Genomic DNA, 13,645 nt, shown 5'->3' with positions numbered 1-13,645 from the left:
GGCCGGAGCAGGAAGACGGTTCGTCGACGGATACTGCCGCCCATGGCCCATCCATCGACAGGTATGCCGCCCTCCCGCCGTCTCCTGCGACTCGGCGTGCTCGACCCGGCAACCGGACGACGGCGGGTGGTCGTCCTGCGCACGCCGACGGACTGCACGTGGTCGCAGGCGCGCGCAGCACTTGCCGAGGCCGGCATTGAGACAGGCGCTGCGGCATACGTGATGGACGTGCGCGTCGGTGACGATGACGCTCTCGGGTGCGCACCGTTGCTGGCCGGTGCGACGATCAGCGCGGCGCCGACCGCCATAGACGACGAGCATCTGCTGGAACTCGTCGCAGTCGAGGGGCCCGCCGTCGGCAGCCGTATCGGGCTGACCGGGCGCGTCGCCAGGGTCGGGCGAGCATCCGGAAATGCCCTGCGCGTCGACGATCCGGATCTGTCGCGCTGCCATCTGCTGATCACCGTCGACCAGGGCCGGGCGATGGTGTCCGACGGCGGGTCGACGAACGGCACGTATGTCGATCGTGGTCCTGTCAATGCTCAACCGGTGGAGCTGCGCGCCGGGCAACGGCTGTGTGCGGGCTCGACGACCTTCATGCTCGAGCACCGCACCAGGGCCGCGGTGATGGAAGTGCGGGCCGATGACACCGGCCGCATCCCGTTCCAGCGTGCGCCCCGGAAAGCATTGACGCTGAAAGATATTCAGTTGTATCACCCCGAAGAGCCACGTGCGCCGGAGCGACGGCCGTTGCCGTGGCTGATGGTTCTCGCGCCGCTCGTGCTGGCCGGCGTGATGGTGGCGGTGCTGCGCAACCCGATGTTCCTGATGTTCGCACTGCTCAGCCCGGTCATGGTGCTCGGGCAGTTCATCAACGACAGGAGCGGCGGGGCAGCACGTGCTCGCACCGACCGCACGAGATACGAGCAGGCGGTCGCTGAGGTACAGGAGCGTCGTCGCGCCGCCTGTTGCGCCGAACTGGCGATACGGCGCCGCATCGCACCGCCGTTGACGGAGGCTCTGCGTGCGGTGCGCACGCGAGACGAACGGCTCTGGTCGCGATCGCCGAAGGATGTCGACTACCTGACCTGGCGCGTCGGCACCGGAACCATCACCAGCCGAGTTACCGTGCGCGACAACACCATCGGCGGCGACTGTTGTCCTGAGACGTTGCCACAAGCGCCGATCACGGTGAATCTCGACGAATCACGCGTCGTCGGCATCAACGCCGCCCCTGCCGTGCGACCCGCCGTCCTGGCCGGCCTCGTGACGCAACTCGCCGCCTGGCAGTCGCCGCTGCATCTGCGGATCGTCGTCATCTGCGCGTCGAGCCGCGACCGTGGACGATGGCGGTGGTGCAGCGACATACCTCACCTGACGTCGTCGCCGGCGGCAGCCACGACCGTCTGCGACGCAGAGACGCAGGACGAGCGGTGCGCCGAGCAGATCAACGGCCTGCTCGAAGATGTCGCAGACGCCCCATCGATCGGCCGGGACGGCGAGCCGCCGGTCCACACGGTCGTCATGCTCGACGGAACCGAGCAGCTGAGCAGCCGCCACGACGTCGGCAGGCTGTTGCGCGAGGGTCGGCGGGTGGGAGTCGCCGTTGTCGCGATCGCCCACGAGATGGGTCAGTTGCCAGCCGAATGCGTTGCCACTGTTGAATTTCCGAACTCCACGACCGTCATGGCCCGTGGTGGTGATGATGTGGTCGGGCTACCTGATCTGGCCACGACCGCGTTGACGACCACGGTGGCACGTGGCCTGGCCTGCCTCGTGGACGCGACCAGCGACGTGGCGGCCGGCGCGGTGCCGGCATCGGCCACTCTGCGAGCTGTATGCCGCAAGGCCTCGTGGCTCGACCCGACCGACGGTGCTGCGATCACGGCTGCCTGGCAACGACGGTCGCGCAGCACACGAGCGCTGCTCGGGGTGAGCGCTCAAGGCCCGTTGTGGATCGATCTCGCTACCGACGGTCCGCATGCGCTCGTTGCCGGCACCACCGGGGCAGGCAAGTCCGAACTGCTGCAGACGCTCATCACCTCGCTGGCGGTAGCCAACCGGCCGGACGAACTCGTCTTCGTGCTGGTCGATTACAAGGGCGGAGCCGCTTTTCGTGACTGCGCCCGGTTGCCACACACCGTCGGCCTGGTGACCGACCTGGATGCCCACCTGACTGCACGGGCGCTGGCGTCGCTGGAGGCCGAGGTACGCCGACGCGAGCGGCTGATGGCCGACGTGGGCGCCAAGGACATCGATGACTATCAGCAGCAGAATCCGCAGGGTCCGCTGCCCAGGCTGGCCCTTGTCATCGACGAATTCCGAGTCCTGGCAGAGGAACTACCCGACTTCATCAGCGGTCTCGTGCGCATCGCCGCGGTCGGACGATCGCTCGGCATACATCTCGTGCTCGCGACTCAGCGCCCTGCCGGCGTGGTGTCTGCGGACATCCGCGCCAACGTGAATCTGCGGATTGCGTTGCGGGTGCGTGAGGAGGCAGATTCCCACGATGTCATCGGCAGCCCACGGGCAGCGCGTATCGACGCCGCGGCACCAGGGCGGGCCATCCTGCGAACCGGCGGATCGGCGGAGGTCGAGTTCCAGACAGCGCGCATCGGCGGGTGCAGCGATGCGAACGACCGCAGCATCGAAGTCGGTGTGGTCGATGAACGCACAGGTGCTGTCGCATGGCCGGATGCCGGACCAGAAACCGACTCTGGCACAACAGATCTGCACCGAGCTGTCGCGGCGATACGGCAGGCGGCAGACGCAACGAGCGCTCACGCTCCCCCGTCACCGTGGCTGGATCCGCTGAGCGACACCGTCTCGGTCGGCGAACTGGCCGGGGCGACGATGAGCGTGACCGGTGTGATCGGTCCGGCTACTGCCATCGCCTTCGCCATCGCCGACCTGCCTGCCGAGCAGACCACTCGCGTGTTGGCGTGGGCACCGGACGTCGACGGGCACCTCGCTGTGGTCGGTGGTTCGAGATCGGGCCGCACGGCCGCTGTCCGAACGCTTGCAGCGCAGGCTGCCGCACGGTGGCCCGACGGTGGCATGGCGATGTACGTCTTCGACGGCGGGGGTTCACTCACGTCCCTGCAGCAACTTCCACAGTGCGGCGCTGCCATCGGCCGCGACGAGATCACCCGACTGACCCGACTCATCACCTGGTTGACCGAGGAGATCCGTTCGCGGCAGCAGCAATTCGACGCGACCACAGCGACTTCGGCTCGCATCTTGCTGTTGATCGACGACTGGGAGACCTTCACCGACCTGAGCGAGGAGGTGACCGCCGGCCGGCTCACGGACGAGGTCATGCAGATCCTGCGAGACGGACCGGCCGTCGGGATCCACACCGTGGCAACGGGTGCACGGGCCTTCTTCACCGGGCGAATCGCAGGGCATTTCCCTGCGAAAGTCCTTCTACGACTCAGTGACTCGGGTGATGCGAGCCTGCTCGGCATTCGTGCGACCCAATTGCCACAGCACATGCCACCTGGCCGCGGGATCACCATCCCCGATGCGATCGAAATCCAGGTGGCGGCGCTCACCGGCGAAGATCCGGGCATCACCGACACAGAGGTGATCCGACGGTGCGCCGCAACGATGTCCGCATCCGGTGTGCGCACCTTTGAAGGAATCCCATCCACCTGCGCGCTGGATGCCATTGCGCCCGAGCCGAATTCGATCATCATCGGCATCGGCGGCGACGGTCCCGCACCGCTCGGACTGCCGCTCGGCAGCGCCGGCGAACTGACCGCCTTGATCGCCGGACCATCTCGCAGCGGCCGCACCACGACCCTGCTTGCGATTGCCCATCGTTTGCCGGCCGGACGCCGCGCTTGCTGGATCGCCGGTGCCGGGCAGCTTCCCGACTCGCTTCCACCCGGTGTCGAACCGATGGCGTATGACGATCCGGCCGCCGTGGCGACGTGGCTGAGTCGCCATCCCGACGGCGCCCTGCTCGTCGACGACCTGGACGACATGCTCGGCACGCCGGCGGAGGACATCGTGACCGAACACATCAACCGCAGCCGCATCAACGGTGGAATCACCTGCGCCACAGGGCAGTCCGCCAACGTGGCCAATGTTTTCCGTGGCGCGGTGGCCGAGTTGCGACGCCGGCAGATCGGCATACTGCTGCAGGCCGGACGCCGTGACGGCGACCTGCTCGGAGTGCAGACCGGCCCCTCCGACCGCCCGCGCCCGGGGCGTGGCGTGCTCGCTCATCGCGGCCGTGCGACCGAGATTCAGATCGGCACACCGCCCGACCCGCGGGCACGGGTGTCGCGTCACACTGCACTGATCGTGTAGGCAGGAGGTGCACGGCACACGCCGGGCGATCACCGGAAGGGCAGCGACATGAGCGAGCAGTCAGCATCGAAGTCCCACACCGTCTCCCCTCGCCTCATCGGCGGAGTTGTACTCGCAGTGTTGGCAGTGGTCTTCGTGCTGCAGAACACTGCGCGAGGGCGAGTCTCGTTTCTGTTCTGGCACATCACCGCCCCGTCGTGGACGTGGTTGATCGTGATCTTCGTGGTCGGTGTGATCGTGGGTTCGATGTTCCCTTGGTTCCGTCGCCGCAAGTGACCAAACCCGCCACAACTTTTCGCCGGTGTCCGCCGACACCCGTCAAAGCGTGACTGGTCGAGCCCTGTATCGAGTCGTCAGATAGTCGACGACGAGTGCAGCGATCACCACAACAACTGCAGCCAGCACGGTGTATCCCACGCGTTCGACATCGCCGCGCAGTCGGTGCCCCTCGGCGAAGGTGAGCAGCACCAGTGCGAGCGTCAGGCACCCGGCGAACACGCCATACGGCGCGCGCAGGTAGCTCACCGCGCTGGCGATCGCCGCGATCACGCCGAGCGTCATCAGCGCCGTCCGATCGTGCACCCCGATCACGAGCAGGGCCGCCACTGCACCGCCGACCACGGTCCCACCGGCTCGCTGCACCGCTCGCGTGATGCTGCCAGCCGATGTCGGCGCAGCACTGACCAGGATCGTGAGCAGGATCCACCACGCATTCCCGCCTCCGGTGTAGTGCACCAGCACGAAAGTACTGACGCCGAGCAGGCCCGCCAGCGTGGCGGCATGGATCTGCAGTTCGCCGTCCCAGTCCCTGGTCTTAGGGCGCATGCGCACCGACGACAGCGTCACGTGTCCGATCCCGGCCACCCACAGCCCCGCCAACAGTGCGACGCCGCCCACGACTGCCGCATTGGCCAGTGATGTCGCCGCGTGATGCCCGCCCGTTGCCGACTGCGCCTGAGGTGCCGCGACGACGGCCAGACCGGCCTGCGTCGCGACGTATGTCGCTGGTGCATGCCACCCACGCGTGTGTGAAAGCGCGACGCCGACGCCCATGACCGCCATGAACAGCCCTGACACGACAGCGTTGTGACCCACCAACAGCCCGAGGAAGACAGCCACACCAGTCGCGCCAGCCGCCGCCGCCGACAGACGGCTGCCAAGTGGCAACGCTACGAACGACGGCATGAAGCCGATGTAGAACAGCACCGCGTCGTCCCGCAGCGGGCTCGCCAGAATGACCGCCAGCGGCAACAGGCAGCCGACGATCCCGACAATGATCCGGCCGATCGGCTTGCCGTTCGCAGGGGCTTCGACAGGGTCACTCGCTGTCACGATGGATGCTCGATTCCGCTCAGGTGAGGCTGAAGATCACGGCCACTGCCAATGGGGCGAGCACCCAACCCAGGATCAGCAGCACGGTGGCCGCGGCCAGGAACGCCCGAGAGGGCTCGTGCGGTGGTTTGCCCGCTCCTCCGATCGCCTCCCACAGCAACGCCATCGGCTGATCCAGAATCAGCCGAGTACGTCGCCGGGTGATGGCCGCTGCCCGAACCAGGCACCAGAAGGCCCCGATGGTGACCAGCAGGATCACGATCAGCAGGCCCAGCCGACCCAGGTTGCTGCGCAGCAACTCGTTCAAGGTCGAGGCGACTGCCGACAGCACCGCACCACCGACGAGAAACGCAGGTATGGCGGAGCCCCGTCGTGCCATGTTGGCGTCCAGCGCGTCGAGTTGCCGGCGTGCTGATGCGAGCATCCGGTGCTCGCGTGAACCCATTGGACTGTTCGCCTCACGCATCAGGTACAGCCGTCGCACATCGCGAATCACCCTGTCCTGGAAGGAATTTGCGACAGTCGCGGTCAGGAGCGTGACGACCGGCGTGACGATAGGGGTGAAGATGCCCGCGCTGAGCCCGGCCGGTGTGCGGCGCGCGTTGCGGTTGTAGACCTCCAGCGACCGCACGAATGCCCGGTGCAGCGGCGGGAACGCATCCGGCTCGGCCAGCGGCTGCGAGTCAAGCAGCTCCTCCAGGATCTCGGCCTCGACCGAATCGCCGTCAACCATGCCCTCCAGTGCCTGGTTGGCCTTGGCCGCGTCGGCCTCGGTCATGACGTGGAAGGCGTCGATCGGCCCGGCGATGCGGTCGAGCAACCGGCGTGATGGTTCTTCGCGAGTCATGTGAAGCAGACCGCCCGGCACGGGCCTCGCACTGTCCGGAACGTCGCGCTCATGACAACCAACTGCGCGCGGCCGCCACGAGCGCCGCGACTCCGACGCGCAGGGTCGGGTCCGGCACCGGTGCGAAGTGCGGCGAGTGGTTGGACGGCAGACTTGCGACGATCTGGCGGATCTCGGGCAGCGAGGTGGCCCCCGCGAAGGACGCCGGATTCGCACCGCCGAGCAGCCAATAGGCGCACGGAGCCCCGGATTCGATGGCGAGGATGCCGACGTCCTCGCTGCCGGTCACACTGCCAGGGTCGACCACCATGACCTTCGGCAGCGAAGCGAAGGCGGCGCTCGCCTGCTCACTTGCGGCGCCGTCGTTGACTACTGCGGGGAACGACTCGATCAGCTCCACGAGCGGCTCTCGATCACTGCCGGCCGCGAGCGTCTCGGTCCGCGCGAAACGCTCGATCGCCTCCAGCACCTTCTCGCGGACGGCTGGGTCGAAGGTGCGAACGCTCAACTGCAGCACCGCTTCGTCGGCGATGATGTTGTGCGCGGTGCCGACATGCATCGAACCAACCGTGACGACCGCGACATCGTTGGCGGAGACCAGCCGCGACACGATTGTCTGCAGGCGCATCACGAATGACGCCGCCATGACCACGGGGTCGCACGTCGTCTCAGGTCGCGACCCGTGACCGCCCTTGCCGTACAACGTGATCCGCAGCGAGTCCGAGGCGGCAAAGGCCGGACCTGGCCGGACTCCCAGGACGCCCGCCGGCAGCGGCGCGACGTGCTGACCGAGCACCACCACTGGCGTGCCGAACCGGTCGAACAGCCCGTCGGCGACCATCGCCCGGGCTCCGCGGCCGAGTTCCTCCGCCGGTTGGAAGACCGCAAGCACACGTCCGGACCAGCCCCGGTCGGCTGCCAGCGCGTACGCGGCTCCGATCAGACAGGTGGTGTGCACGTCGTGCCCGCAGGCGTGCATCACGGGGGTGGTCGTGCCGTCCGCGCGTGAAGCGACCTGGGTGCTGGCATACGACAGACCGGTGTCTTCGGCGACGGGCAGGGCGTCCATGTCCGCGCGCAGCAGCACCGTCGGGCCGTCCCCGCGCTCGAGCACACCGACCACCCCGGTCTGCCCGACACCCGTGGTGACCTCGTAACCCGCGGCACGCAGGTGCTCTGCGACGATGCCGGCCGTCCGGTGTTCTGCGAAACCGAGCTCAGGGTGGGCGTGCAGATCCTGGTAGACGGCGATCAGGTCGAGCGGCACCGAATCACCCTGATGTTCAATCAAATTGGCCTGGTCAGTCATGGAGATGCAGCTTTCTGTGATTAATTCGATGGTGATGCGATTGAGCACGTATGACGATGCGCACCGTCATACGTCGGCGTCTGCTCCGGCCGTGACCACACGTCGCCCAGTGAGCACAGCGGCGACGTTGGAGATGCCGAAGATCAACAGGAGCACGCCGATCACCTGGGTCAGCGTGACCAGCGAACTGCGCGGGTAAACCAGCACGATGACACCGGCGACGAGCGTGAGCGCACCGCTGAACAGCGCCAGTCCGCGGTGGGCCACGTCACCTCTGGCGAAGGCGACGATCTCGACGACTCCGTCTGCGATCCAGCCGATGCCGATGAAGATCGCGATCACCAGCAGAGACGTGCCTGGGCGGAAGACGCAGATCACGCCCGCCACAACCGTGATCACGCCGAGGAGGATTCCGAGCACCCGCAACCCGGACGCGGCGACGAAGGCGCCGACTGCCCAGATGCGGATGAACCCGATCACGATCAGTTGCAGACCGATCACGATGCCGAGAGCGGTCAGCGTGTGCCGGGGCAGGAAGAGCATCAGCAGCCCGACGAGCACCGAGACGACACCGACAGCAAGCAGCAAGTGCCCGACGTAGGTATGACGCACCGGCACCGCGCCGGCAGGAGCCGCATTCATGATCCGACGTTACTGGCGTCAGCCCCGTGATGGTGGAACGTTCTGCGTTGCGGCCGTCGCGTGGCGGGCACGAGCGCATTGTGAAGACTACTACGTTGCGTAGTAGTCTTTGATTACTACGCAACGTAGTAGTTGATTGTCACGTCGACACTCTTACAAAAAGGAACCTCATGCGTGCTTTCGTGGACCGATTCGTGTCCTGGATCTCAGTCGTCATCGCCATAGTCCTGCTCGTCGCGGGCGGCCTGCTGATGTGGGCGCACAGCTTCATCGGCGACCAGGTGCACACGCAACTGTCGCAGCAGCAGATCACCATGCCCGGCGGCACCGCTCTCACCACGCCGCTGATGAAGAAGGAACTCGGCAAGTACTCCGGTCAGACCATGACCACCGGTCCGCAGGCCAAGGCGTATGCCGACTACTTCATCGCTGCGCACCTGAAGGAGATCGGCGGCGGCAAGACCTACGCCCAGATCTCGACCGAGCAGATGGCCGCCGTCGCGGCCAACCCCAACTCGGCCACCGCGCAGAAGCTCACCGAGATCAAGACCGAACTGTTCCAAGGCAACACCCTGCGCGGATTGCTGCTCTACGGTTACGCGTTCGCCACGATGGGCACCATCGCGGGTCTCGCTGCCTTCGCATCCTTCGCCGGCGCGATCGTGCTGCTCATCCTGGCCGGCCTCGGCCTGTGGCACGCCGGCCGCAAGAACGCGACCAGCACGGCCGCTAGCACCGGAGGCGCCGCCGTGCCGGAGCCGCAGATCGTCTGACGCACCCAGCAGTGGCCGGGAGCGCGCAGCGTTCCCGGCCACTGCTGCGTCATACGTGCGGTCTCATGGGTGGCCGTTCGGTATGCCGCAATCGGCGCCACACGTCCGCGCGAACGATGCGACCCCACCCGCGAGCGCAGAGGGCCAACGCACTCACTCGACCCGCGCTCTGCACTGCCCCACATGCTGGGGCAGCGCAGAGCAGCCACGGAGGCAGCCTGAGCACCTCGGACGCAGCCGCGTGGAAGATCGACTCTGCTTTCTAGCGACTCGCGCGCCCTGGCGTCACCCACGGATCGAGGCACGCCACACCAAGCGGCTCGAAGTGACGCGCGTTGCGGGTGACCACCGTCATTCCCGCAGCCTCTGCGACTGCAGCTATGAGCGCATCGTCGAGCGGCGCGTACTCCGGCACGCGATAACCGGCCAACACCCGTGCCGCGAGCAGGTCGAAGGGCAGCACTCGACCGGAGAAAGCGGGTAGTACACGGTCTTCCAGCCACCACCGCAGCACCGCGCCCTGCGCCGGGTCGGAACGCTCCTTTGCAGCCACGCCTCGCTCGATCTCCGCGATCGTCATCGCCGTGACGAACTGATCGCCGATCGGAACTGCCGCCACCCACTTCTCCACCTGGGGACTTCGCCCACGGACTCTGATTGCAGAGATGACATTGGTGTCGAGCACGTACTGCACGTGTCAGATCACAGATCGGCGGTGCGGGCGCTGACGCCGAGCCTGGTGGGCTCGAAGTCGATCTCGACTCCGACGTCGGTCGAAACCAGGTCGAGAAGACTGACCGGCTTCCGATCGAGCGCTTCAGCGATAATGTCGCGAGCTTCCGCTTCGACGGACCGGTGATGCTGCTCAGCCAACTGCTTCAACGCGGCTTTGGTGCCCGTCGGCAGATTGCGGATCAAGATCTGTTCCATGCCCTCACCTCCGATATCAAATCGATGATATCAGTCGCGGGACGAGCCGAAACGACCTTCCGATCGACGCCGGAGGGCAACCCGCGCATACTTCCCGCTGCCACATGACGAAGGCCCTCCGGCCAGCATTTCTGCTGACCAGAGGGCCTTCACTTTGTAGCGGGGGCAGGATTTGAACCTGCGACCTCCGGGTTATGAGCCCGGCGAGCTACCGAGCTGCTCCACCCCGCGTCGGTGAACACAACGTTACCGGCAACCCTGACCGCTCACCAAATCGAGACTCTGGACCGAGCGTTCCGAGCACGTATGCCGCACGCACCCGCCCCGTCATACAGCCCGGTCGCAACGGCCGGAACCCGTCCGAAAACGCCTACTTGCCGGTCGAACTCGGCGACGGCGATGCCGAGGCAGACCCAGAGGCGGACGGCGTGCCGCTCGGAGTCGTCCCGCCGTTGGCGGCGATGGCCTGCTTGATCGCGTCGTTCATCTGGTTGACGTCGTTCTGATACGCGCCCAGATCGCCCTTCTTCAGATCGGTCTGCGCCTGGTTGTACCACTTCTCGGCTGCCGCCAACGCACTCGCCACGGTTGCGTTCTTTCCACCGGAAGACCCCGAGCCTGTCCCCGAACCGCCCGAACCAGAGCCGGAACCTGAGCCAGACGTCGACCCCGTGCCGTCGGTGAACAAGGCCGTCAGCGCGCCTTTGAGCGTGGTGTCCCAGCCGAACTTGCCGCCATACCCGACCGCAACGGCACCCAGTTGCGGATACGCCGACGCCGAGTTCGTGGCCTGCACGTAGATCGGTTCGACATTTAGCAGACCGCCGTCGAACGGCAGCGTGAGCAGGTTGCCCAGGATGACCGAGGACTTCCCCTGCGTCTGACTGGCCCTGAATTGCGCCAGCGTTCCGTGCGTCGTCGGCGAGATGGCCGCCGAGGTGTTGACGTCGTTCTGGAACTGGGCCGGGCCGGTCACATTGCTGTTGCGCGGCATCTCCAGCAACTGGAACGAGCCGTACCCCGCCGCGATCTTGCCCGGTGTGTCACCCGGGTCGGAGTCGACCGCCAGGAAGGCCGCGAGATTGGTCCGCGTGCCTGCCGGGGTGTAGGTCGTGGTCAGTGAGTACGTCGGCGAACTGGCGCCCGGCATCTGCACCGACATGTAGTACGGCGGCTGCTCCGCACCGCTCGTCGCCGTCGGGTCCTCCGGCACCTGCCACTGGTCGTTGCCCTGGAAGAACTGGCCCGCGTCGGTGACGTGGTACTTCGTCAGCAGCTCGCGCTGCACCTTGAACAGATCCTCTGGATACCGCAGGTGCGGCATCAGCGCGGCCGGTATGTCGGACGCCGGCTTGACCGTGCCGGGGAAAGCGCTCATCCACGCCTTCAGGATCGGGTCGCTGGGGTCCCAGGCGTACAGCGTCACCTTGCCGGTGTACGCGTCAACCGTCGCCTTGACCGAGTTGCGGATGTAGTTGACCGCACCTCCTGACAGCGACTGCAGGTTGTCCGACTTCGCGGTGAGCGAGTCCGAGGTCGCCGCGCCGAGCGACTGCAGCTGCGAGTACGGGTACTTCGACGTGGTCGTGTAGCCGTCGACCACCCAGACGATGTGCCCGCCTTCGACCACCGGATACGCGTCGCTGTCGACGGTCAGCCACGGCGCGACTGCTTTGACCCGGTCGATCGGGTTGCGAACGTTGAGGATTCGCGAGTCCGCGTTGATCGAGCTGGAGAACAGAAAGTTGTAGTCGTGATACTTCACGGCATACGCGAGCTTGCGGGTCAGCCCGCCGAGCGCCACCCCGCCGCCGCCGGTGTACGTCGTGCGCTGTTCGCCGCCGGTGGAGGTGTTGGGGTAGTCCAGCTCGCGTGGCTGGCTGTTCGCCGGGCCGCCGACGATCGAATAGTTCGGCGAGGACTCACTGAAATACACCCGCGGCTGGAAGCTGCCGAGGTCCCCGACCGGCGGGATCGAGGACTCCATGAAGCCCTTGGCGTCGTTGTTGAAGCTCGGACCGATGCTCTGGTTCGCCGCGATCGCCACCACGCCATACCCGTGGGTGTAGACCGTGTGGTCGTTCACCCAGTTGCGTTTGGCAGCCGGCACGCCGCCCAGGTCGAGCTCGCGCACACCCAGCACGGTGTCCTGCTCGACACCTCCGACGGTGTAGCGATCGACGTCGAGGGTGTCGGCGAACTGGTAGTACGACTTCAGCCCTTGCAGCTGCCGGAACGTCGGCGAGACGACCGACGGATCCACCAGACGGATGCCGGGGTCCTCGCTCGCTGCCTGCACCAGTTGATCGGTGCTGCCGGTCGCGGCCGTCGGGGTGTACTGCGTCACCTGCACATTGCTCAGGCCGTATGCCGCGCGAGTCGCGCTGATGTTGCGCTGCAGGTACGGCATCTGCAGCGCCTGTTCGTTGGGCTTGACGTGGAAGCGCTGCACCACTGCCGGGTAGATCCCGCCGAGTATGACGGCGCACACCACCAGCAGCGCGGTCCCGATGATGGGCAGCCGCCACGTCTTGGTCCAGATGGTGGCGACGAACAATGCCGCACACAGGACGGCCGCCGCCGCGAGCACGGCCTTGGCCGGCAGCACTGCATTCTGCGCGGTGTAGTCGATGCCGGTGATCAGCGAGGTGCCCGACGAAGTCAGCTCGTAACGCCCCAGCCAGTACGCCAGGGCCCGCACCAGCACCAGCGCAGCGAGAACGAGGCACAGGTGGATCCGGGCGGCCTTGGTGGTGTGAACACCGCGGCCCTGCAACGAGATTCCTCCATACATGTAGTGCATGACGACGGCCGCCACCAGCGACAGGATCAACGACATCGTGGCAAAGCCGATGAGCAGTTCCAGCCACGGCATCGTGAAGACGTAGAAGCCGATGTCCTTGTGAAACTCCGGGTCGGTCACGCCGAAGCTGCGGCGGTTCAACCACAACAACGCGGTCTGCCACTGCCCGGCGGCCGCCGACCCGGCGAACAGTCCGAAGAAGACCGGCACGACCCAGAGCGCGATCCGCCGGAACGGCTCGATCACCAGGCGGTAGCGGTCCATGCTGTCGAGCTCGTCGCTGACCGGCGCGTAGAGCGGGCGGCTGCGGTAGGCGATCAACATCGAGGCCAGAATCAGCAGGCCTGTGAACAACCCGCCGACCAAGAACATCACGCCCTTGGTGAGGTATTCGTTGCGGAACACCATCCCGAAGCCGACGCTGTTGAACCACAGCTTGGTGGTCCACAGATCCGCGGCAATCTGCACCAGCACCACCAGGACGATCAGCGCCAGCAGCGTCAGCAGGATCCGCTTCGAGCGGCGGCTCAAACCGGTGCGCAGACCGAGCCGTGGCATGGGGGGCACGCGATCCGCGCCACTGTCGGCGGCGTCGTCTGAAGCACTCACGTCAGCAGGACCTCTGGGTCGATCGGGCGGTCTGGTGACACAACCTAACCCGCGAACTTATGGCCGCCACCCGCAGATCGCCG

Annotated in this window: 10 protein-coding genes and 1 tRNA gene; 3 read left to right on the top strand and 8 right to left on the bottom strand. The window is 66.5% G+C overall.

What is annotated here, in order from left to right; all coding sequences use genetic code 11:
- Positions 1-42: 42 nt before the first annotated feature.
- Positions 43-4,317: a type VII secretion EssC family protein gene (locus BKA23_RS15330; protein WP_145230048.1), complete on the top strand. Its 4,275-nt coding sequence runs from the start codon at positions 43-45 to the stop codon at positions 4,315-4,317.
- 48 nt (positions 4,318-4,365) lie between these two features.
- Complete coding sequence (locus tag BKA23_RS15325; protein ID WP_145230046.1) at positions 4,366-4,593, top strand: lipopolysaccharide assembly protein LapA domain-containing protein; 228 nt, start codon at positions 4,366-4,368, stop codon at positions 4,591-4,593.
- Between the two features lie 42 nt (positions 4,594-4,635).
- Here the strand turns inward: BKA23_RS15325 and BKA23_RS15320 are convergent, their stop codons facing one another.
- From BKA23_RS15320 to BKA23_RS15305, 4 genes are all read right to left on the bottom strand, one after another.
- Positions 4,636-5,649, bottom strand: a complete 1,014-nt coding sequence (locus BKA23_RS15320; protein ID WP_145230044.1) for an FUSC family protein — start codon at positions 5,647-5,649, stop codon at positions 4,636-4,638.
- A 19-nt stretch (positions 5,650-5,668) separates the two neighbouring features.
- Positions 5,669-6,496, bottom strand: coding sequence for a hypothetical protein (locus BKA23_RS15315; RefSeq protein WP_145230042.1), 828 nt, complete (start codon positions 6,494-6,496; stop codon positions 5,669-5,671).
- Positions 6,497-6,545: 49 nt separating this feature from the next.
- The gene (locus tag BKA23_RS15310) at positions 6,546-7,763 is read right to left on the bottom strand and encodes an amidohydrolase (protein ID WP_246104689.1); all 1,218 of its coding nucleotides are present in this window, start codon (positions 7,761-7,763) and stop codon (positions 6,546-6,548) included.
- A 108-nt stretch (positions 7,764-7,871) separates the two neighbouring features.
- Complete coding sequence (locus BKA23_RS15305) at positions 7,872-8,447, bottom strand: HdeD family acid-resistance protein (RefSeq protein WP_145230039.1); 576 nt, start codon at positions 8,445-8,447, stop codon at positions 7,872-7,874.
- A gap of 170 nt (positions 8,448-8,617) precedes the next feature.
- Here BKA23_RS15305 and BKA23_RS15300 point away from each other — a divergent pair, with 170 nt between their 5' ends.
- A complete protein-coding gene (locus BKA23_RS15300; RefSeq protein ID WP_145230037.1) occupies positions 8,618-9,220 on the top strand; it encodes a hypothetical protein in 603 nt (200 codons plus the stop codon).
- A gap of 262 nt (positions 9,221-9,482) precedes the next feature.
- Here the strand turns inward: BKA23_RS15300 and BKA23_RS15295 are convergent, their stop codons facing one another.
- From BKA23_RS15295 to BKA23_RS15280, 4 genes are all read right to left on the bottom strand, one after another.
- Entirely contained in the window at positions 9,483-9,905 is a 423-nt protein-coding gene (locus tag BKA23_RS15295; protein ID WP_281287577.1) for a type II toxin-antitoxin system VapC family toxin, read from the bottom strand.
- A 17-nt stretch (positions 9,906-9,922) separates the two neighbouring features.
- Positions 9,923-10,150, bottom strand: coding sequence for a FitA-like ribbon-helix-helix domain-containing protein (locus BKA23_RS15290; protein ID WP_145230033.1), 228 nt, complete (start codon positions 10,148-10,150; stop codon positions 9,923-9,925).
- Positions 10,151-10,307: 157 nt separating this feature from the next.
- Positions 10,308-10,381 (bottom strand) — tRNA-Met (locus BKA23_RS15285).
- 139 nt (positions 10,382-10,520) lie between these two features.
- Positions 10,521-13,562 (bottom strand): UPF0182 family membrane protein, encoded by a 3,042-nt coding sequence (locus BKA23_RS15280; RefSeq protein ID WP_246104687.1) that lies wholly within the window; start codon positions 13,560-13,562, stop codon positions 10,521-10,523.
- Between the last annotated feature and the right edge of the window lie 83 nt (positions 13,563-13,645).

This window comes from Rudaeicoccus suwonensis (assembly GCF_007829035.1).
Classification (GTDB): Bacteria; Actinomycetota; Actinomycetes; order Actinomycetales; family Dermatophilaceae; genus Rudaeicoccus; species Rudaeicoccus suwonensis.
Note: the sequence above shows the minus strand (reverse complement) of the source record. Positions and strands in the feature narration are given on the sequence as shown.

Bases quoted from the DNA above. Each gene is read 5' to 3' on its own strand.
- BKA23_RS15330 (WP_145230048.1), top strand. From the start codon at position 43: ATGGCCCATCCATCGACAGGTATGCCGCCCTCCCGCCGTCTCCTGCGA.
- BKA23_RS15315 (WP_145230042.1), bottom strand. From the start codon at position 6,496: ATGACTCGCGAAGAACCATCACGCCGGTTGCTCGACCGCATCGCCGGG.
- BKA23_RS15290 (WP_145230033.1), bottom strand. From the start codon at position 10,150: ATGGAACAGATCTTGATCCGCAATCTGCCGACGGGCACCAAAGCCGCG.
- BKA23_RS15325 (WP_145230046.1), top strand. From the start codon at position 4,366: ATGAGCGAGCAGTCAGCATCGAAGTCCCACACCGTCTCCCCTCGCCTC.
- BKA23_RS15305 (WP_145230039.1), bottom strand. From the start codon at position 8,447: ATGAATGCGGCTCCTGCCGGCGCGGTGCCGGTGCGTCATACCTACGTC.
- BKA23_RS15300 (WP_145230037.1), top strand. From the start codon at position 8,618: ATGCGTGCTTTCGTGGACCGATTCGTGTCCTGGATCTCAGTCGTCATC.